Source organism: Streptomyces sp. NBC_00513 (genome assembly GCF_041431415.1).
Lineage (GTDB): Bacteria > Actinomycetota > Actinomycetes > Streptomycetales > Streptomycetaceae > Streptomyces.
This window is the reverse complement of record NZ_CP107845.1, coordinates 2,806,056-2,825,947: the sequence shown is the minus strand read 5'-3', so window position 1 is coordinate 2,825,947 and position 19,892 is coordinate 2,806,056. Positions and strand designations below refer to the sequence as shown.

Genomic DNA, 19,892 nt, shown 5'->3' with positions numbered 1-19,892 from the left:
CCCCCTGCCGGGGCGACGGAACGCGGGCGACGGAACGCGGGGGGCGGACAGTGCGAGCAGGACGGGCGGGACGGGCCGGGGCGCGCGACAGACGGTGGGCGGCGGCCGTCGCCGTGAGCGGCGGTGTGGTGGTCCTGCTGGCCGCCACGACCGGCGGAGCGCCGGCCGCCGAGGGGGAGCCGCCGCCCCCGGGACAGGTGGAGTTCCCCACGCACTGCCTCCCGCCCCAGGAGGCCGGGCTGCCGCCCGCCGACGGGCCGACGACGGCCCGGATCAGCGTCGACGACCCCGCCCCGAAGGTCGGCGACACCGTCACCGTGACGTACCGGATCGCCGCGACCCCCGCCGTGAACCCCGTCGCGAGCGAACTGCCCGCCGATGTGGTGACCCCCACCGGGCGGATCGTGCTCGCGGGCGCGCAGAGCGGCGAGGTGACCGTGGTGGGCGTCCGACGCAACGACCCGGTGCCGCCGGGCGCGGCCCTGCCGGGCGTGACCATGACCGGGACCTTCACCGTCACCGCGCCCGGCGAGATCACCCTCGCCCCGGGCGGCTACACCCTGCACACCGGCCACCCCGCGGACCTGGACACCGCGTGCACCGCGGCCGGCGCCGCCCCCGTGTCCGAGCGCCTCACGGCCACCCCGCTGCCGACGGCCAACCTGCGCGCGCTCACGCTGGGGACGGCGTACGGGAAGCCGGGTGCGCGGGTCGCCGTCACCGGCTCCGGCTTCGCCCCGGGGGCGGCCGTCACGGTGGCGGGCCGGACCGGCGCCGCCGAGACCGCCGACCGGGTGGCCGCCACCGCCGACGAGCGGGGCGTGGTCCGGGCCGAGCTGCCGGTCACCGACAAGGGGACCACGGGCGTGGTCGCGTACGAGGGCACGGTGTGGTCGGCACAGGGCGGAACGGGGCCGGCCGCCTACACGGTGATCGAACCCGCCACGGTGGTTGAAGCCGCCACGGTGATCGAAGCCGCCACGGTGATCGAAGCCGCCACGGTGGTCGACGCCGCGCCGCCCTCGCGGGGCACCCGGAAGGTGACGGCGGTCGTCGAGCCGGGCGCGCTGGCCATGACCCAGGCGGGGGAGTCCGTGACGCTCGGCGCGGTCCCGTACGGGGACGGCGGGGCGGCGGGCGGCCGGATCGGCACCGTCACCGTCGAGGACGCGCGCGGCGGCCCGGCGGGCTGGTCGCTCGTCGGCAGGATCACCGACTTCGCGGGACCGGGCGGCGTCCGGATCCCGGGCGCCTCCCTGACGTGGACCCCGCGGTGCGTCGCGGCGGCCGGGAGTCCGAGCGCCTGTCGGGCGGGCAGCGCGGGCACGGTCGGCCCGGAGGGGGCCGTGCTGGCCTCCACGGCGGACGGCGCGCCGGCGGGCGGGACCTTCACGGTGGACGCCGGGCTGGAACTGCGCGTCCCGCCCTACACCCCGCCGGGGGCGTACACGGCCGTCCTGACGCTGACCCTGTCGTGACACGGTCGGCCACCTGGCGGCGGCTCCCCGTCGCCCTCGTCGCCGCGGGCCTCGCCTGGCTCGCCGGCGCCGGACCGGCGACGGCCGCCGACAACGGCCGGTGGTCCGTGCTCCCCGCCGCCAACACCGTCGGACAGCGCCCGTACTTCTACCTCGCGGCCGCCCCCGGCACGGTCGCCCGGGACACCGTCACCGTCGCCAACCGCACCGACCGCCCCCGCACCTTCCGGCTCTACGCCGCCGACGCCTACAACACCGCCCGCGACGGCGGCTTCGCGGTCCGCGGCCCCGACGAGCCGCGCCGCGCCACCGCCGCCTGGACCGCGCTCGCGCGGGAGCGGGTGACCGTGCCGGCCCGGGGATCGGTCGACGTCGGGTTCACCGTCACCGTCCCCGACCGGGCCGAGCCGGGGGACCACCCCGGCGCCGTCGTGGCCCTGGAGGAGCGCCCCGCCGGCGCGGGCTCCGGCATCGACGTGCGGCAGGCGGTCGCGGCCCGCCTCCACCTCCGGGTCACCGGGCCGACCGCGCCCGCCCTCGCCGTCCGGGACGTCCGGGTCGGTGGGGGCGACGGACGCGCCGAGGTCGCGTACACGCTCCAGAACCGGGGCAATGTCACCCTCCGCCCCCGCGCCGCCCTCACCGTTTCCGGGGCCTTCGGTCGCACCTTGTCGCAGCGGACCCTCACCGGCCTGCCGGCCGAGCTGCTGCCGGGGCAGGACGTGCGGCTGAGCAGCAGGTGGGACGGCCCGCCGGCCCTGGAGTGGACCCGGCTGACGATCCGGGCGCAGGCCCCGGGGGCCACCGCCGAGGGCGCCGTCGAGCATGCCGCGCACCCCCTTCTGACCACCCTCCTGGCGGGCGCTTCGACCGTCCTGGCGGTGGGCTGGTCGGCGCTGGGAGCCGCATCGGGGAGAATGGCCCGTATGAGCGATCGTTCCCCCGAGCCCACCGCCCCGCACCGCGCGGGCTTCGCATGCTTCGTCGGCCGCCCCAACGCGGGGAAGTCGACCCTGACCAACGCGCTCGTGGGCACCAAGGTCGCGATCACCTCCAACCGGCCGCAGACCACGCGCCACACGGTCCGCGGCATCGTGCACCGCCCGGACGCCCAGCTGGTGCTGGTCGACACCCCCGGCCTGCACAAGCCGCGCACCCTGCTCGGCGAGCGCCTCAACGACGTCGTCCGCTCCACCTGGGCCGAGGTCGACGTCATCGGCTTCTGCCTGCCGGCCGACCAGAAGCTCGGCCCCGGCGACAAGTTCATCGCGAAGGAACTCGCGGGGATCAAGAAGACCCCCAAGATCGCCATCGTGACGAAGACCGACCTGGTCGAGTCCAAGCAGCTCGCCGAACAGCTCCTGGCCATCCACCAGCTCGCCGCCGAGCTCGGCTTCGAGTGGGCCGAGATCGTCCCGGTCTCGGCCGTCGGGGACAGCCAGGTCCAGTTGCTGGCCGACCTGATCGCGCCGCTGCTGCCCGAGAGCCCGCCGCTGTACCCGGAGGGCGACCTCACCGACGAGCCCGAGATGGTGATGGTCGCGGAACTGATCCGCGAGGCCGCGCTGGAAGGCGTACGGGACGAGCTCCCGCACTCCATCGCCGTCGTCGTCGAGGAGATGATCCCCCGGGAGAACCGCCCGGCGGACCGCCCGCTGCTGGACATCCACGCGAACGTCTACATCGAGCGGCCCAGCCAGAAGGGCATCATCATCGGCCCGAAGGGCTCCCGCCTGAAGGAGGTCGGGATGAAGTCGCGCAAGCACATCGAGGCGCTGCTCGGCACCCCGGTCTTCCTCGACCTGCACGTGAAGGTCGCCAAGGACTGGCAGCGCGACCCCAAGCAGCTCCGCAAGCTCGGCTTCTGACCAGGCCAGGGCGAGAACAGACGAACTAGGGCAGCCGGCGGACCTTCACCGCGTTGTCCAACCGGGTCCCGGGCCGGCCGTCAGGCCGGTTCTGGACCCGCTCGTACTCCTCGGCCAGCAGCACCTCCCAGGCGCCGTCCGGCAGCTCCAGGTCCGCGACGACCTCGGCGGGCGTCGGGAAGCGCACGCCCTCGACCGGCGGCTCCTGCCAGGGCGCCCAGCCCGCGTGGCCGACGATCAGCAGGACTCCGCCGGGGGCCACGGCGGCGGCGGCCCGGCGCAGGATCCGCTCGCGCGGGAACTCCCCGTACGAGTGCAGGAAGCAGGCGGAGACCAGGTCGTACGCGCCGGCCGGGAACGAGTGCGCGAAGTCGTGGCGCTGCCACTCCACCCGGTCGCCGACGCCGGCGTCCGCCGCGTGCGAGGCCGCGCGCTCCAGGGCCACCCCGGAGATGTCGGTCGCGGTCACCCGCCAGCCGCGCCGGGCCAGCCAGACGGCGTCGCCGCCCTCGCCGCAACCGAGGTCCAGGGCCAGGCCGGGGGCGAGGTCCCCCGCCTCGCGGACCAGGGCGGCGTTGGCCTCGCCGCTCCAGATCCGGTCGTTCTCCCGGTAGCGGCCGTCCCAGAACTCCTCGCCCGTGACACCGGGCTCCGGGGTGGGCGGCTGGGTGTGGGTGTGCGCGTGGTCGGACACGGGAACCTCGGTCTCTCGCGGTCTCACGGGGAAGGGCACGGGCCAGGCCCCGAGCTCCGGGCGCCTGTGTCGCCGATGCTCCGCCCGGGCACCCCGAAGCGCCAAGAACTCTTGCCGTTTCGGCAACCGCGCGGCCGTACGGGGGCATCCGCCGCACCGCGCCCGACTCCCGCCGGCCGGGCCCGAGGGCTACTCCGCAGCTGCGACGGGCTCCGCGATGAGGGCGGTGGCCACGCGGCGGAAGCCGATCCGGCCGTATATCCGGGCGACGTCCTCGTCTCCCGCGGACAGGAACACCGTCCGGGCCCCGCCCGCCAACGCCTGCTCGACCAGGGCCGCCGTCACCGCGAGGGCCAGGCCCTGCCGGCGCGCCGCCGGGAGGGTGCCGACGCCGACGACCTCGGCGACGTCGCCGACCGGGATGTACTGGCCCGAGCAGAGCACCACGCCGTCCCGCACGGCCGCGGCCATCCCCGTGCCGCCCGAGGCGAGCTGGTTCGAGAGCCGCGCGCGGCGCGGTTCCACCGTCGGATCCGTGAGCGCCGCCGCCAGTTCGGTCGGCCCGGCCTCGCCCAGCGCCGTGCCCGGGGCCGCGAACGCCAGCATCGGCACCGTCACCGCGGCCGCCAGCAGGGGGTCGTCCGCGCCGAGGACCCGTACGTCCGGATGGGCCGGGGTCGGTCGCACGGACTCCAGCACCATCAGCGGGTGGGAGCTGACGCGCAGTCCCGCCGCCTCCACCGCGGCCCGCAACGAGGGGCTGTTTTCGGCCACCCATTCGAAGGCCTCGGGCACCTTCAGCTCCCGTTGGCGGGCGAGCACCCGCTCCACATCGGCCGCGGAGGCCTCGGGTCCGCCGAGCGTGGGCCGCGCGTAGTACGGCCACCCCTCGCCCTCCCGCACGAACAGGGTGAGCGGCCCGAAGTCCTCGGCCCGGGCCCCGCCCACGCGCGGGACCGTGTCGTAATACCGCTCAAGGGCGGAAAGCATCTCTGTGGTCATCCGCCAATCCAAGCAAAGCGCCTGCTCGCGGGCCTCCCAATTACCGCAGGATGACCTACCGCGGGATGACCGCAGGCGCCCGAGGGGTGGCCTACGCGCCCTCCTTCAGCACCCGCGAGATCAGATCGCGTTGGGCGTCCGACAGGTACGGCTCCGCGCAGGACACCGTCCGCCCGTCCACCGTGATCCGGTACGAGAAGCCGTCCCGCACCCGGTCCGGCCCGTGCCCCGACGGCCCCGGCAGCAGGGCCTGCCGGGCCAGGTCGACCCACTCGTCCTCGTCGGGCCGGCCCGAGGTGTCCACCTCGGCCCGGCGCTCGATGCCCGCGAAACCGCCCGTCCGCACCACCAGAATCCGCATGACCGCCTTCATACCCCGAATCGGCCGCCGGGGCCGCCTCTTTCGGATCCGGCCCCGACCGACAGGATCCGAAAGAGACGGCCTACCCCAGGCCGACCGTCGACCACGCCTTCTGGAGCGCCTGGTGCTCGGGGCCGCCGTCCCCGTGGCGCGCGACGGCCGCAGCCGTCGACAGCCGGGCGAAGTCCGCGAACTGCGCGTCCGGGGCGAGTTCGCCGCCGGTGAGGGTGTCGTACCAGATCTGTCCGGCCCGCTCCCAGGCCTTGCCGCCCAGCTCGGTCGCCACGATGTAGAAGGCGTGGTTCGGGATGCCGGAGTTGATGTGCACGCCGCCGTTGTCGCTGTGCGTGCTGACGTAGTCGTCCATGGACGCCGGCTGCGGGTCCTTGCCGAGCTCGTCGTCGTCGTACGCCGTTCCGGGTGCCTTCATCGAGCGCAGGGCGACCCCGCTGACCTGGGGGCCCAGCAGTCCCGCGCCGATCAGCCAGTCCGCCTGGTCCGCCGTCTGCTCCAGCGACCACTGCTTGATCAGGGAGCCGAAGACGTCGGACATCGACTCGTTCAGGGCTCCCGACTGGCCCCGGTACTCCAGGTTGGCCGTGTACTGGGTGACGCCGTGGGTCAGTTCGTGGCCGATCACGTCCACCGACACCGTGAAGTCGAGGAAGAGGTCCCCGTCCCCGTCGCCGAAGACCATCTGGCGGCCGTCCCAGAAGGCGTTGTTGTAGTCCTCGTCGTAGTGCACGGTGGCGTCCAGGGGCAGCCCCGAGTCGTCGATCGAGCGCCTGCCGAAGCCCTTCAGGAAGAGGTCGTACGTGGCTCCCAGTCCCGCGTACGCGCGGTTCACGGTGGCGTCCCGCGTCGGAGCGTCGCCCTCCCCGCGCACCTTCTTCCCGGGGAGCCGGGTGCGGTGCAGCGCGTCGTACACCGTGCGGCGCGGTTCGTCGGACACGGGCGCGCCGAGCGCCGGGGCGATGCCCCGGACGGTGGTGACCCGGCGCCGGGTGCGCAGCAGGGAGTCGCGTTCGAGGGTGCGCTGCGCGGTGTCGGCGCGACGGGTGTTCTCGGATCGGGCGATGCGGTCGAGGAGGTGGGGCGGGACCACCGTGCAGAAGACGGGGTGCGCGGGGTGGCGAGTGGCGTCCATGCGGGAAATGTGGCAGCGCGTGATGAACCTGTCACTAGCAGCGAGCATGATTCATTCGGTTGTCTGAAAGCGCCCGCGTCGAGTTGACGGTTCGACCGGACCTGCCGGCCAGGAAAGAGCTTTACCTCACAAACAGCGCAAATCGGACCACCCGGTCTTGCATACTGAAACAGGTCCTCGCATCACGGCGCGGCTCGGCTAGGCTCGATCCATCATGCGTTTCGGGCTGCTTCTCCTTAGCTGCCGCGGCGAGGGTCTGTAGTCGTAGGCCGGCCCCCTCCCCGCGGAGTTTGGTGTCGCGGTTTTGCGACCGCCCGTCGGCCGTCCCAGCGAACTACACGCGGACACGCGAGGAGCCCTACGCCATGAGTCAGCAGCCTTTTGTCGGTCGCCCCACGCCCATCACGAACGCGACCCACACCCAGCGCCCCTCCGGGATGCCGGTCCACAAGTACGGCTTCTACGAGCAGGTCGAGATCCCGGACCGCACCTGGCCGAACGCCCGCGTCACCAAGGCCCCCCGCTGGCTGTCCACCGACCTGCGCGACGGCAACCAGTCGCTGATCGACCCGATGACCCCCGCCCGCAAGCGCGAGATGTTCGACCTGCTGGTGCGCATGGGCTACAAGGAGATCGAGGTCGGCTTCCCGTCCTCCGGCGAGACCGACTTCAACTTCGTGCGCTCCATCATCGAAGAGGGCGCGATCCCGGACGACGTCACCATCTCCGTACTGACCCAGGCCCGCGAGGACCTGATCGAGCGGACCGTGGAGTCCCTGGTCGGCGCCCGGCGCGCGACCGTCCACCTGTACAACGCGACCGCCCCCACCTTCCGCCGCGTGGTCTTCCGCGGCTCGAAGGAGCAGATCAAGCAGATCGCCGTCGACGGCACCCGCCTGGTCATGGAGTACGCGGAGAAGCTGCTGGGCCCGGAGACCACCTTCGGCTACCAGTACAGCCCCGAGATCTTCACCGACACCGAGCTGGACTTCGCCCTGGAGGTCTGCGAGGCCGTCTGCGACGTCTGGCAGCCGGGTGAGGGCCGCGAGATCATCCTGAACCTGCCCGCCACCGTGGAGCGTTCGACGCCGTCCACGCACGCGGACCGCTTCGAGTGGATGGCCCGCAACCTGACCCGCCGCGAGCACATCTGCATCTCCGTGCACCCCCACAACGACCGCGGCACGGCCGTCGCCGCCGCCGAGCTGGCCCTGATGGCCGGCGCCGACCGCATCGAGGGCTGCCTGTTCGGGCAGGGCGAGCGCACCGGCAACGTCGACCTGATCACCCTGGGCATGAACCTGTTCTCCCAGGGCATCGACCCGCAGATCGACTTCTCGCAGATCGACGAGATCCGACGCACCAGCGAGTACTGCAACCAGATGGAGGTCCACCCGCGCCACCCCTACGCGGGCGACCTGGTCTACACCGCCTTTTCCGGCTCCCACCAGGACGCCATCAAGAAGGGCTTCGACGCGATGGAGGCCGACGCGGCCGCCGCAGGCAAGACGGTCGACGACATCGAGTGGGCGGTCCCCTACCTGCCCATCGACCCCAAGGACGTCGGCCGTTCCTACGAGGCGGTCATCCGCGTCAACTCGCAGTCCGGCAAGGGCGGCATCGCCTACGTCCTGAAGAACGACCACAAGCTGGACCTGCCGCGCCGCATGCAGATCGAGTTCTCCCGGATCATCCAGGCCAAGACCGACGCCGAGGGCGGCGAGGTCACGCCGAAGGCGATCTGGGACGTGTTCTCCGACGAGTACCTGCCGAACCCGGAGAACCCGTGGGGCCGCATCCAGCTGCGCTCCGGCTCCACGGCCACCGACAAGGACGGCACGGACACGCTGACCGTCGAGGCCGTCGTGGACGGCGTCGACGCCGTGCTGACCGGCACCGGCAACGGCCCGATCTCGGCCTTCTTCGACGCCCTGGCCGGCATCGGCATCGACGCCCGCCTGCTGGACTACACCGAGCACACGATGAGCGAGGGCGCCTCCGCCGTGGCCGCCTCGTACATCGAGTGCGCGATCGACGGCCGCGTCCTGTGGGGCATCGGCACCGACGCCAACACCACCCGCGCCTCCCTGAAGGCCGTCATCTCCGCCGTCAACCGCGCGGGCCGCTGACCCTCCCCGCTCCGTCCGCAACCCCGCCGCTCCACCCGGAGCGGCGGGGTTGCGCACGTCCCGGCCGAGCGGGACGTCACCGGCGTGACCTCCGCGCCGCTCCGTCCGGATGGTGCGGGCGGCCACGGCGTTGACGCGGATCGCGCCCGCCGCGCGATCCTGCGCGAACCGCCCCGCGGGGCCGACAACCCCCGCGCCGCCAGGCCAAACGCCGCCCGGGCGGGCCGGAATCGGGCAGACGGAGATCGGCCAAGTCCCGGATCCGGGGGATGTTGTCTTGTCACACGACTGACGCATCCTCACCGATGTGGCTAACATCACGCCAACCCGGGCGATGGTGCCAGGGGGTCCCGCCCGTGCCCGAAGGCCACGGGGGAGTTACGGAGGTGCGACGTGCTGCCAGCTCGGGATGGGGACGGCCGGAAGCTGACGGCCTGGGGCATCCGGACCACCTGGAGCACCGTGGGTGACGGGGAGTTCTACTGCCCCGGCTGCGGGGGTGACCGCAACTACCGCCGACGCACCGGCCGCCGCAGGTTCACCGTCCTCGGGGTCCCGCTGCTGCCGCGCGGCCACGCCGGGCCCGTCGTCGAATGCCAGGCCTGCCGGGACCGCTACGACGCCGAGGTGCTGGACCACCTGACCACCACCCGCTTCTCGTCGATGCTCCGGGACGCGGTCCACACGGTGACCCTCGCCGTGCTGGCGGCGGGCGGGACCGCCTCCCAGAGCGCACTGGAGGCCGCCGTGTCGGCCGTACGGTCCGCCGGGTTCCAGGACTGTACCGAGGAGCAGTTGGAGTCCCTGGTGGACGCCCTGGCCGCCGACGAGGGCCGATTGGGCCTGTACGACGGCCCGGAGTGCCGCGGGGCCGCGCTGTCGATCGAACTCCACGAGACCCTGGAACCCCTGGCCCCGCACCTGGCCGGCCCGGGCCGCGCCTCGCTGCTGCTCCAGGGCGCGCGGGTCGCCCTCGCCGACGGGCCGTACACCCCGGCCGAGCGCGAGGTGCTGGCCACCGTGGGCGCCGCGCTGCGGATGGACACGGACGAGGTGGCACGACTGCTGTCGGCGGTCCGGGCCCCGTAGCCCGACCGGCCCGGCCGGGTCCGTTCTGATCCGTCCCGTTTCGACCCTGCCCGCGTTCGCGCCCGGACGCCGTGCGTCCCACCCGCCCCGATCGCATCCGAAACCGGCCGCCGCGCCCCTCCTCGACGTAACGATCCGGCCTCGCGGGGGCGAACCGGAGCGCCGCGCGATCCGCGCCGAGGGACGGAACCGGCCCCTCCGCGAGCGGGACGCGGGCCCGCCCGATGGCTGGATCCATGCGCTCGGCTTTGCCGTGCCGAACACCGGCGAAGGCGGTCCGCGCAGGTCATCGGCGCCGGACTTCGCGCGAGCGCAGTGCGTGCCCGGTGCCGGACCCGGCCTTCGCGGCCCCGCGGCCATAGCCGCCCCTCGCACCTTCCCGCCAGTGGCGGAACCTCCAGATCGGCGACCCCGGAACGTCAACACTTTGTAGAAGTCGACGATATCTGTGAGCGCCCCCACAGGCGTTCAATTCCGGTCACACGACGAGACGCCGCCGGTAACACAGCGGGGCTTCGATGCACGTGAATTCACTGACATCCCGGCGGACCAACGGGTTCGCGACCCACTCCGGCCAGGGATGACCAGATCTCCTCTCGTTACCTACCTATCGAAGGGCAAGGCAGAGATGGCACGTGTCGCCGCCCGGCTTTCCGTCAACGGAGAGCAGAGCTCGCACCCGGTCGACGAGGTGCTCCCCCTCCCCAAGCTGGCGCTGTACGGCTTCCAGCACGTACTCGCCTTCTACGCCGGTGCGGTGATCGTTCCGATCCTCGTCGGCAGCGCGCTCAAGCTCAGTCCCGAGCAACTGGTCTACCTGATCAACGCGGACCTCTTCACCTGCGGCATAGCCTCGATCATCCAGGCCTGGGGCATAGGGCGGATCGGCGCCCGACTGCCGATCATCCAGGGCGTCACCTTCACCGCCGTCTCCCCGATGATCGCCATCGGCCTGGGCGCGGGCGGTGGCACGGCGGCCCTGTTGGTGATCTACGGAGCCGTCATCACGGCCGGCATCGCCACCTTCGCCTTCGCGTGGATGCCCGCACGCGTCTTCCGTGTCGTGATGTCGCTCTTCCCGCCGGTGGTGACCGGCACGGTGATCACCATCCTCGGCATCGTCCTGCTCCCGGTCGCGCTCAAGGACGTGGTCGGTGGCGCCCCGCTCGTCGGCGACGGCGGGGACCCGAAGCAACTCGCCTACGCGGTCGGCACCATGCTCTTCGTCCTCGTGATGATGCGCCTCGGCCGCCCCTTCGTCTCCAGCATCGCGGTCCTGCTCGGCCTGGTCGGCGGCACGCTCGTCGCCTTCGCCCTCGGCGACGCCAAGTTCGCGGCCGTCGGCCAGTCCGACTGGATCGGCGTCACCACGCCCTTCCACTTCGGCGCCCCGAAGTTCGAGTGGTTCCCGATCCTCCTCATGCTGATCGTCATGCTGATCACGATGGTCGAGACGACCGGTGACACCTACGCGGTCGGCGAGATCGTCGGCAAGGACATCGACAGCGAGACCGTCGCCCGGGCGCTGCGGGCCGACGGCGCGGCCACCGCGATCGGCGGTCTGCTGAACTCCTTCCCGTACGTGGCCTTCGCCGAGAACGTCGGACTGGTCCGGGTCACCAAGGTCAAGAGCCGGTTCGTGGTCGTCGCGGCGGGCGTGATCATGATCATCCTGGGTCTGCTGCCCAAGGCCGCGGCGGTCGTCGCCGCGATCCCGCCCGGGGTCCTCGGCGGCGCCGCCACCGTGATGTTCGGCATGGTCGCCCTCGCCGGCATCCAGACCCTCGGCAAGGTGGACCTCAAGGAGGAGAAGAACGCCCTGATCGTCGGCGTCGCCCTCGCCTTCGCGCTCTTCCCGGCGACCGTCCCGGCCTTCTTCGAGAAGCACATGAGCGTGGACCTCGCCTCGCTCCTCAACAGCGGTGTGACACTCGGCGCCACGGCCGCGATCTTGATGAACCTGCTCTTCAACGGCCTGGGCAAGGGCGATCCGCACGCCGACCCGCAGGCCGCCCCCGCCGCCGCCCCAGCCCCGGAGGTCGTGCTGCCCGCCCAGGCGGACGCACCGGTCGCCCTCGCGGCCGCGCACAAGGCCGACGGGTCGGACGGGTCGGACGAATCGAACGCGACGGACGGGTCGGACAAGGCGGACAAGGCGGCCGTGAGGGACCCGGCCGGCACGACGGACGGCGCGGCGACGCCCGCGGGCTGATCCTCCCGAGGCGTGACGGCCCCGCGCCCGGACCCCGGTCCGGCGCGGGGTCTCGCCGTTCCCGCGCGGGTCCTCGTACAGGCGTCCCCGCCCGGGTCCCCGTACAGGCGACAATGGGGCCATGAGTCTGTTCCGCGACGACGGCATCGTGCTGCGCACCCAGAAGCTGGGTGAGGCGGACCGCATCATCACGCTCCTCACCCGGGGCCACGGCCGGGTGCGGGCCGTCGCCCGCGGCGTACGGCGCACGAAGTCGAAGTTCGGGGCCGGGCTGGAACCTTTCTCCCACGCCGACGTGCAGTTCTTCGCCCGGGGCAGCGAACTGATCGGCCGCAGCCTGCCGCTCTGCACCCAGACCGAGATCATCGCCCCCTACGGCAACGGCATCGTCACCGACTACGCCCGCTACACCGCCGGCACCGCGATGCTGGAGACCGCCGAACGCTTCGCCGAGAACGAGGGCGAACCGGCCGTACAGCAGTACCTCCTCCTCGTCGGCGGACTGCGCACCCTCTCGCGCGGCGAGCACGAACCCCACCTCATCCTCGACGCCTTCCTGCTGCGCTCCCTCGCCGTCAACGGCTACGCGCCCAGCTTCGACGACTGCGCGAAGTGCGGGATCCACGGCCCCAACCGGCACTTCTCCGTCGCCGCGGGCGGGGTCATATGCGGAGACTGCCGCGTACCCGGCAGCGTCGTACCCTCGTCTGAGGCCATCGCTCTGCTCAGCGCGCTGCTGACGGGCGACTGGGGTCACGCGGACGCGTGCGAGGCGCGTCACGTGCGGGAGGGCAGCGGGCTGGTCTCGGCCTATTTGCACTGGCATCTGGAGCGCGGGCTACGCTCCCTGCGATACGTCGAGAAATAGGAGCTGGACACATGGCACGACGCGGGATTCTGGGACGCTCTCGCCGGGAGTACAAGGTTCCCGAGCCGCACCCGTCCGGTGCGCGCCCGCCGAAGATCCCCGGCGAGCTGGTCCCGAACCACGTGGCCGTGGTCATGGACGGCAACGGCCGGTGGGCCAAGGAGCGCGGACTGCCGCGCACCGAGGGCCACAAGGTCGGCGAGGGCGTCGTCCTCGACGTGCTCAAGGGCTGCCTGGAGATGGGCGTCAAGAACCTCTCCCTGTACGCCTTCTCGACGGAGAACTGGAAGCGCTCGCCCGACGAGGTCCGCTTCCTCATGAACTTCAACCGCGACGTCATCCGCCGCCGCCGCGACGAGATGAACGAACTCGGCATCCGCATCCGCTGGGTCGGCCGCATGCCCAAGATGTGGAAGTCGGTCGTCCAGGAACTCCAGGTCGCCCAGGAACAGACCGTCGACAACGACGCGATGACCCTGTACTTCTGCGTCAACTACGGCGGCCGCGCGGAGATCGCGGACGCGGCGCAGGCCATCGCCCGTGACGTCGCGGCCGGCAGGCTCGACCCGTCGAAGGTCAACGAGAAGACCTTCGCGAAGTACATGTACTACCCGGACATGCCGGACGTGGACCTCTTCCTGCGCCCGAGCGGCGAGCAGCGGACCTCCAACTACCTGCTCTGGCAGAGCGCCTACGCCGAGATGGTGTTCCAGGACGTGCTGTGGCCGGACTTCGACCGCCGGAACCTGTGGGCCGCCTGCCTGGAGTACGCCCAGCGCGACCGCCGCTTCGGCGGCGCCGTGCCGAACCAGGGGGAGCCGGGCGCCTCCGCCTGACCGGATGCCGCCGATAGGCTCCCTGTCATGAACACGGATACGGAGCCCTCGGCGCAGCCGGACGGGCAGGCGGTCGAGCTGGTCTACCTGCTGACCAGGGCCGACATCGTGCAGGCCCTGCGCACGCGGGACGCGCACACGGCCTCGGGACGCCGCGCCCGGTGGGTGTTCCCCCTGGGCGGACTGATGGGTGTGGGGTTCGGCGCCCTGGCCGTGGCGGAGGGGGACGGGGTCCTCGGCAGGCCCCTGTTCTTCTTCGTCGGCGGCGCGTTCCTGTGGGCCCTGGTGTTGTTCGGCCCGCAGCTCCAGGCGCGGGCCTTCGGCGGGCTGCTGGACAAGGCGGGGGAGGCCCGGGTCGTCGTCGACGCTTCAGGCGTGCACGTGACGACTGCCGACACCCGGACGCACATCGGCTGGGCGGCCCAGCCGCAGTACACGGAGACGGCCGGGATGTTCCTTCTGCTCAGCGACGACAAGCGGGCTGCGGCCATGACCATGCTGCCCAAGCGGGGCGCTTCCGATCCCGCCGACATCGACCGCCTGCGGGCCGTGCTGGACCGGAACCTGCGCCGGATCTAACCGGCCGCGGCAGCGCAGTCGGCGCAGGTGCCGAAGATCTCCACGGTGTGGGCGACGTTCACGTAGCCGTGCTCGGCCGCGATGGACTCCGCCCACTTCTCCACGGCCGGACCCTCCACCTCGACCGCCTTGCCGCACTTGCGGCAGACCAGGTGGTGGTGGTGATCGCCGGTGGAGCAGCGGCGGTAGACGGACTCGCCGTCGCTGGTGCGCAGCACGTCGACCTCGCCCGCGTCGGCGAGCGACTGCAGGGTGCGGTACACGGTGGTCAGGCCCACGGAATCGCCGCGGTGCTTGAGCATGTCGTGGAGTTCCTGGGCGCTGCGGAACTCGTCCACCTCGTCCAGTGCCGCCGCCACGGCCGCCCGCTGCCGGGTGGATCGTCCTCGTACTGGCGCGGTATTCATCTCGCCAGGCGCAGTCGCCACCGGTTCCTCCTCGTTTCGGCCTCGGCCCATTGTGCCAGGCGGCCGAGACTCCTAGACCTTCACATCGTCGCGCGTACAGACCTCCTCGGCGCTCCGGGCGGCCTTGGCCCGGCGCCGGGCCAGGGGGGTGGAAAGGGCCGTCATCACCATGAAGACGGCGATGGCGAGCAGCACGATCATGGCGCCGGAGGGCGCCTCGACGTAGTACGTGGCGGCCGTGCCCGTCAGGGCGACGGTGACGCTGATCGCGATGGCCAGGCCCAGCGTCGTGGCGAAACCGCGGGTCATGCGCTGTGCGGCCGCGACCGGGATCACCATCATGGCGCTGACCAGGAGCAGGCCGACGATCCGCATCGCGACGGTGACGGTGACGGCCGCGGTGATCGCGATCAGCAGGTTCAGCGCGCGCACCGGCAGCCCGGTCACCCGGGCGAACTCCTCGTCCTGGCAGACGGCGAACAACTGCCGGCGCAGGCCGATCGTGACGGCGAGAACGAAGGCGGCCAGGATCACCATGGCGATGACGTCCTCGGACGCGACCGTGGTGATCGAACCGAACATCGACCCGAGCAGCATGGTCGTGGACCCGCCGCCCAAGTTGATGATCATGACTCCGCCGGCCAGGCCGCCGTAGAACAGCATCGCGAGCGCGACGTCGCCGCTGGTCCGGCCGCGGGAGCGGATCAACTCCATGCCGACGGCGCCGACGACCGCGACGAGGGTGGCCATCCACACGGGACTGGTGTGGAGGACGAAGCCCAACGCGACGCCGGTCATGGCGACGTGGCCGAGGCCGTCACCCATGACGGCCTGGCGGCGCTGGACGAGGTACGTGCCGATGGCGGGGGCGGTCAGGCCGACCAGACCGGCCGCGATCAGCGCCCGCACCATGAAGGGGTAGGTCAGGAGGTCCATCAGCTCAGCAGTCCCGTCCGGAGGGGCTCGGCGTCGTGCGCCGCGTGGGGGTGTACGTGGTCGTGGCCGGGGAGGGCGTGCTGGCCCACGGCCTCCGGGGGCGGGCCGTCGTGCATCACACAGCCGTCGCGCAGGACGACGGCCCGGTCAATCAGCGGCTCCAGCGGGCCCAGCTCGTGCAGGACGAGCAGGATGGTCGTCCCGGCCTCCACCTGGTGCCGCAGGGCGTTCGCGAGGACCTCCTGGTTCGCCAGGTCCACGCCGGCCATCGGCTCGTCCATGATCAGCAGTTCGGGTTCCACGGCGAGTGCCCGGGCTATGAGCACGCGCTGGTGCTGGCCGCCGGAGAGGGCGTTGATCGAGGCGTCGGCGTACGCGTCCATGTCGACCAGGGCCAGTGCCCGCTCGACGGCGGCCCGGTCGGCCTTGCGCAGCACCCCGAAGCGGGAGCGGGCGAGGCGGCCGGCGGAGACGATCTCCCGGACGGTGGCCGGGACGCCTGCGGCGGCCGTGGTGCGCTGCGGGACGTAGCCGATGCGGGACCACTGGCGGAAGCGTCGGAACTCGGTTCCGAAGAGGGACAGCTCGCCGTCGGTCAGCGGGACCTGGCCGACCACGGCGCGTACGGCCGTGGACTTCCCGGAGCCGTTGGCGCCGAGCAGGGCGACGACCTCACCGCGCCGGACGGTGAGGTCGATCCCGCGCAGCACGGGGCGCGAGCCGAGCGAGGCCGTGGCCCCGCGCAGGGATATGACGGGCTGGTCCGTTGTCTGACCCGACGTGGACTGCATGGCTCGCGCCTCCGTTGCTGCTGCTGTCATCACTTGGCTCCGAGGGCCTTCTGGAGGTTCTTCAGGTTCGACCGCATGACCTCGAAGTAGTCAGCGCCCTGGGACTTGTCGGTGATTCCCTCGAGCGGGTCGAGGACGTCGGTCTTCAGGCCGGTGTCCTTCGCGAGGGCCTTGGCCGTCTTGTCGCCCGCCAGCGTCTCGAAGAACACGGTGGTCACCTTGTCCTTGGCCGCGACGCCCTGGAGGTCCTTCATGCGGGCCGGGCTGGGCTCGGACTCGGGGTCGATGCCGGAGATGCCCTCCTGGTCGAGCCCGTAGCGCTCGGCGAGGTAGCCGAAGGCGGCGTGGGTGGTGATGAAGGTCCTGGAGGCCGTGGTCTTCAGGCCGTCCTTGAAATCGGTGTCCAGGGAACCCAGTTCGGTGACCAGCGTCGCGGTGTTCTTCTCGTAGTCCGCCGCGTGCGCGGGGTCGGCCTTCCCCAGCGCCGCGCCGACGCCCTTGGCGATCTGCGCGTACTTGGCGGGGTCGAGCCAGACGTGCGGGTCCTTGCCGGCGCCGCCGTGGTCGTGGTCGTGCTCCTCGCCCTCGGCGGCGTGGTCGCCGCCCTCGGCCGCGTGGTCGTGGTCGTCGTGCCCGGAGGCGGCGTGCGCCTCCAGCTCGGTGAGGGTGCCGGCGTCGACGACGTTCTTCACGCCGGACTGGGCGACGGCCTTGTCCACGGCGGGTTGCAGCGTCTTGAGGTAGAGGATCACGTCGGATTCGCCGAGTCGGCCCGTCTGCTTGGGCGTGATCTCCAGATCGTGCGGTTCGACACCCGGCTTGGTCAGGGTGGTGACCGTCACGTGCTCCTTGCCGATCCGCTCGGCGAGGAACTGCATGGGGTAGAACGACGCCGTCACGGCGAGCTTGCCGTCCGTGTTGCCTCCGGCGGCACTGGCTCCGGAGCAGGCGGTGAGGGCCGTCGCGCCGAGGGCGACGGCGCCGGCGAGGGATGCGGCGGGTATGAGGCGTCGTACGTTCATGACATCCATTTTCATCAAAGATGGAAACGATTGTCAAAAACCCTGGTGGGGGGAGGCCGGGGGAGCCGCCGCGGGGCCGCCGGAGGGCCGGGGGAGGGCCGGGGAAGGGCATCCCGATTTGAAAGGGGGGGTGCGGGCGCCGGTAACCTAAAGGCTTCGCCGTTCGTCCTCGTAATGAAGAGAGCACCGTGGCCGCCGACAAGATCGAAACCATCGTCAGCCTGAGCAAGCGCCGTGGCTTCGTTTTCCCGTGCAGTGAGATCTACGGCGGCTCCAAGGCCGCCTGGGACTACGGCCCGCTCGGTGTCGAGCTGAAGGAGAACATCAAGCGCCAGTGGTGGAAGGCCATGGTCACCGGGCGTGAGGACATCGTCGGTATCGACTCCTCCGTGATTCTGGCCCCCGAGGTGTGGGTGGCCTCCGGCCACGTCGCCACCTTCTCGGACCCGCTGACCGAGTGCACCTCCTGTCACAAGCGTCACCGCGCGGACCACCTGGAGGAGGCGTACGAGGCCAAGCACGGCCGCGTGCCCGCCAACGGTCTTGCCGACATCAACTGCCCCAACTGCGGCGTGAAGGGCCAGTTCACCGAGCCCAAGCAGTTCTCGGGCATGCTGGAGACCCACCTGGGCCCGACCCAGGACACCGGCTCCAAGGCGTACCTGCGCCCGGAGACCGCCCAGGGCATCTTCACCAACTTCGCCCAGGTGCAGACGACTTCCCGCAAGAAGCCCCCCTTCGGCATCGCGCAGATGGGCAAGTCCTTCCGCAACGAGATCACCCCCGGCAACTTCATCTTCCGCACGCGCGAGTTCGAGCAGATGGAGATGGAGTTCTTCGTCAAGCCGGGCGAGGACGAGCAGTGGCAGGAGTACTGGATGCAGGAGCGGTGGAACTGGTACCGCGACCTCGGCATCCGCGAGGAGAACATCCGCTGGTACGACCACCCGAAGGAGAAGCTGTCCCACTACTCGAAGCGCACCGCCGACATCGAGTACCGCTTCAACTTCGGTGGCAATGAGTTCTCCGAGCTCGAAGGCGTGGCCAACCGCACCGACTTCGACCTCAAGGCCCACTCCGCCGCCTCCGGCCAGGACCTCGTCTACTTCGACCAGGAGAGCAAGGAGCGCTACACCCCGTACGTCATCGAGCCGGCGGCCGGTGTCAACCGCGCCATGCTCGCCTTCATGCTCGACGCGTACAACGAGGACGAGGCCCCGAACGCCAAGGGCGTCATGGAGAAGCGCGCCGTGATGCGCCTCGACCCGCGCCTGGCCCCGATCAAGGTCGCCGTCCTGCCGCTGTCCCGCAACGCGCAGCTGTCGCCGAAGGCCAAGGGCCTCGCCGCCGACCTGCGCAAGTTCTGGAACATCGAGTTCGACGACGCGGGCGCCATCGGCCGTCGTTACCGTCGCCAGGACGAGATCGGCACGCCGTTCTGCGTCACCGTCGACTTCGACACCCTCGACGACAACGCGGTGACCGTGCGCGAGCGCGACACCATGAAGCAGGAGCGCGTCTCCCTGGACCAGATCCAGAGCTACCTCGGCAGCCGTCTGCTCGGCTGCTAGTCGGCGGTTGCCGGTCGGCGGCCTCGCCGTCACGGCTTCGCCGGAATGCCGGTGGCCCGGTGCGCGACGCGCACCGGGCCACCGGCATTCCGGCCCCCTGTGGCGGGGGGCGCCTCCTCAGGCCTGTGCGGTCCCGGCGTGCTGCGAGGCGGCGGCCGTCTCCGCGGCGCGCCGTTCGCCCTCCGCCTGTGAACGCTTGCCGTAGAGGGCGGTCCAGACGCCCAGCAGGCCGAGCACCGCGTAGAGCATGACGGGGCTGAGGACCACCATCGTGTCGGTGTCGAGCGCGTAGGTCAGGGCGATGCGGACCCCGGCCTCGACCAGGTAGGCCAAGCCCCACACCGTGGTCATCACGATCATGGTCCGACGGAAGCCCTCGTACTGCCACAGGCCGTTCCACCAGGCCGTGCTCTCCGGAGTACCGTCCGTGGCGAACTTGCGGCCGAAGTAGAACATCAGCGGCCTCGGTGCGAGCAGGGTGATGAGGCAGAGCAACCCGAACAACCCCGTCACCCCCGAGTCCTTGATCAGCAGGGCCCGCGCCGAGTGCGCGCCGATCAGCGAGACGACCGCCGTGATCACCAGGAAGACCAGGGTGACGATCGCGAACTCGTCGACCTTGCGGCGCCAGGCCAGGTGGATGGCGCTGTCGAGGACGGGCCACGCACTGCTGATCAGCAGCGCGTCGAACTCCCTCCAGCCGTGGTCGTGCAACTGGTTGTACGTGATGATCGGCGCGACCACGTTGAGCCCGATGGTCAGAATCCAGCCGAGCGCCGCGGCGCCGCCCGACCGCGCGGGTGGTGCGGGGCGGGTGCCCTGCGGTGGTGGAGCGGACATGCTTCCCCCTGAGAAGTACCTGACGGTGTCTCGGGGAACGTAGGGCAGGGCCGCGCCCGGTG

The 19,892-nt window shown here is 71.6% G+C and carries 18 protein-coding genes and 1 pseudogene; 10 read left to right on the top strand and 9 right to left on the bottom strand.

Features of this window, described 5'->3' with window-relative positions:
- Positions 1 to 50: 50 nt before the first annotated feature.
- The 3 genes and pseudogenes from OHA84_RS13245 to era all read left to right on the top strand — a co-directional run bounded on the left by OHA84_RS13245 (position 51) and on the right by era (position 3,346).
- Positions 51 to 1,478, top strand: a complete 1,428-nt coding sequence (locus OHA84_RS13245; protein WP_266971564.1) for a beta-xylosidase — start codon at positions 51 to 53, stop codon at positions 1,476 to 1,478.
- Positions 1,475 to 1,897: pseudogene (locus OHA84_RS13240) on the top strand (WxL protein peptidoglycan domain-containing protein); the annotation flags it as partial. The gene OHA84_RS13245 and the pseudogene OHA84_RS13240, both read left to right, overlap by 4 nt.
- Before the next feature lie 498 nt (positions 1,898 to 2,395).
- A complete protein-coding gene (gene era / locus OHA84_RS13235; protein WP_053682004.1) occupies positions 2,396 to 3,346 on the top strand; it encodes a GTPase Era in 951 nt (316 codons plus the stop codon).
- 25 nt (positions 3,347 to 3,371) lie between these two features.
- Here era and OHA84_RS13230 read toward each other — a convergent pair whose 3' ends face one another.
- The 4 genes from OHA84_RS13230 to OHA84_RS13215 all read right to left on the bottom strand — a co-directional run bounded on the left by OHA84_RS13230 (position 3,372) and on the right by OHA84_RS13215 (position 6,550).
- Complete coding sequence (locus tag OHA84_RS13230; RefSeq protein WP_266971566.1) at positions 3,372 to 4,040, bottom strand: cyclopropane-fatty-acyl-phospholipid synthase family protein; 669 nt, start codon at positions 4,038 to 4,040, stop codon at positions 3,372 to 3,374.
- A gap of 189 nt (positions 4,041 to 4,229) precedes the next feature.
- Positions 4,230 to 5,042, bottom strand: coding sequence for a GNAT family N-acetyltransferase (locus tag OHA84_RS13225; RefSeq protein ID WP_266971568.1), 813 nt, complete (start codon positions 5,040 to 5,042; stop codon positions 4,230 to 4,232).
- 91 nt (positions 5,043 to 5,133) lie between these two features.
- Entirely contained in the window at positions 5,134 to 5,403 is a 270-nt protein-coding gene (locus OHA84_RS13220; RefSeq protein WP_053682003.1) for a protealysin inhibitor emfourin, read from the bottom strand.
- A gap of 82 nt (positions 5,404 to 5,485) precedes the next feature.
- Positions 5,486 to 6,550 (bottom strand): M4 family metallopeptidase, encoded by a 1,065-nt coding sequence (locus OHA84_RS13215; RefSeq protein ID WP_266947460.1) that lies wholly within the window; start codon positions 6,548 to 6,550, stop codon positions 5,486 to 5,488.
- A gap of 365 nt (positions 6,551 to 6,915) precedes the next feature.
- On the opposite strand from OHA84_RS13215, the gene leuA reads away from it, so the two are divergent.
- From leuA to OHA84_RS13185, 6 genes are all read left to right on the top strand, one after another.
- Positions 6,916 to 8,679, top strand: a complete 1,764-nt coding sequence (leuA, locus tag OHA84_RS13210; RefSeq protein ID WP_053681976.1) for a 2-isopropylmalate synthase — start codon at positions 6,916 to 6,918, stop codon at positions 8,677 to 8,679.
- Between the two features lie 393 nt (positions 8,680 to 9,072).
- Positions 9,073 to 9,768, top strand: coding sequence for a TerB family tellurite resistance protein (locus OHA84_RS13205; RefSeq protein WP_266971571.1), 696 nt, complete (start codon positions 9,073 to 9,075; stop codon positions 9,766 to 9,768).
- A 628-nt stretch (positions 9,769 to 10,396) separates the two neighbouring features.
- Positions 10,397 to 11,980: a nucleobase:cation symporter-2 family protein gene (locus OHA84_RS13200; protein ID WP_266971573.1), complete on the top strand. Its 1,584-nt coding sequence runs from the start codon at positions 10,397 to 10,399 to the stop codon at positions 11,978 to 11,980.
- A gap of 121 nt (positions 11,981 to 12,101) precedes the next feature.
- Positions 12,102 to 12,848, top strand: a complete 747-nt coding sequence (gene recO, locus OHA84_RS13195; protein WP_053681973.1) for a DNA repair protein RecO — start codon at positions 12,102 to 12,104, stop codon at positions 12,846 to 12,848.
- An 11-nt stretch (positions 12,849 to 12,859) separates the two neighbouring features.
- The gene (locus OHA84_RS13190; RefSeq protein ID WP_053681972.1) at positions 12,860 to 13,684 is read left to right on the top strand and encodes an isoprenyl transferase; all 825 of its coding nucleotides are present in this window, start codon (positions 12,860 to 12,862) and stop codon (positions 13,682 to 13,684) included.
- Positions 13,685 to 13,711: 27 nt separating this feature from the next.
- On the top strand, positions 13,712 to 14,263 hold the full coding sequence (locus tag OHA84_RS13185) for a YcxB family protein (RefSeq protein WP_266971576.1): 552 nt from the start codon (positions 13,712 to 13,714) through the stop codon (positions 14,261 to 14,263).
- Here the strand turns inward: OHA84_RS13185 and OHA84_RS13180 are convergent.
- The 4 genes from OHA84_RS13180 to OHA84_RS13165 are packed head-to-tail and all read right to left on the bottom strand — an operon-like array spanning position 14,260 to position 17,419.
- On the bottom strand, positions 14,260 to 14,691 hold the full coding sequence (locus OHA84_RS13180) for a Fur family transcriptional regulator (RefSeq protein ID WP_078999356.1): 432 nt from the start codon (positions 14,689 to 14,691) through the stop codon (positions 14,260 to 14,262). The genes OHA84_RS13185 and OHA84_RS13180 overlap by 4 nt on opposite strands.
- A gap of 51 nt (positions 14,692 to 14,742) precedes the next feature.
- Positions 14,743 to 15,606 (bottom strand): metal ABC transporter permease, encoded by an 864-nt coding sequence (locus OHA84_RS13175; protein ID WP_078999354.1) that lies wholly within the window; start codon positions 15,604 to 15,606, stop codon positions 14,743 to 14,745.
- Entirely contained in the window at positions 15,606 to 16,397 is a 792-nt protein-coding gene (locus OHA84_RS13170) for a metal ABC transporter ATP-binding protein (protein ID WP_266974094.1), read from the bottom strand. Before OHA84_RS13170 ends, OHA84_RS13175 begins: the two co-directional genes overlap by 1 nt.
- A 29-nt stretch (positions 16,398 to 16,426) precedes the next feature.
- Positions 16,427 to 17,419 carry a metal ABC transporter substrate-binding protein gene (locus OHA84_RS13165; RefSeq protein WP_053681968.1) on the bottom strand — a complete coding sequence of 331 codons (993 nt, stop codon included), beginning with the start codon at positions 17,417 to 17,419 and terminating at the stop codon, positions 16,427 to 16,429.
- 188 nt (positions 17,420 to 17,607) lie between these two features.
- On the opposite strand from OHA84_RS13165, the gene OHA84_RS13160 reads away from it, so the two are divergent.
- Positions 17,608 to 18,990 (top strand): glycine--tRNA ligase, encoded by a 1,383-nt coding sequence (locus OHA84_RS13160; RefSeq protein WP_053681967.1) that lies wholly within the window; start codon positions 17,608 to 17,610, stop codon positions 18,988 to 18,990.
- 117 nt (positions 18,991 to 19,107) lie between these two features.
- Here the strand turns inward: OHA84_RS13160 and OHA84_RS13155 are convergent, their stop codons facing one another.
- A complete protein-coding gene (locus OHA84_RS13155; protein WP_266971580.1) occupies positions 19,108 to 19,830 on the bottom strand; it encodes a VC0807 family protein in 723 nt (240 codons plus the stop codon).
- Positions 19,831 to 19,892: the final 62 nt, after the last annotated feature.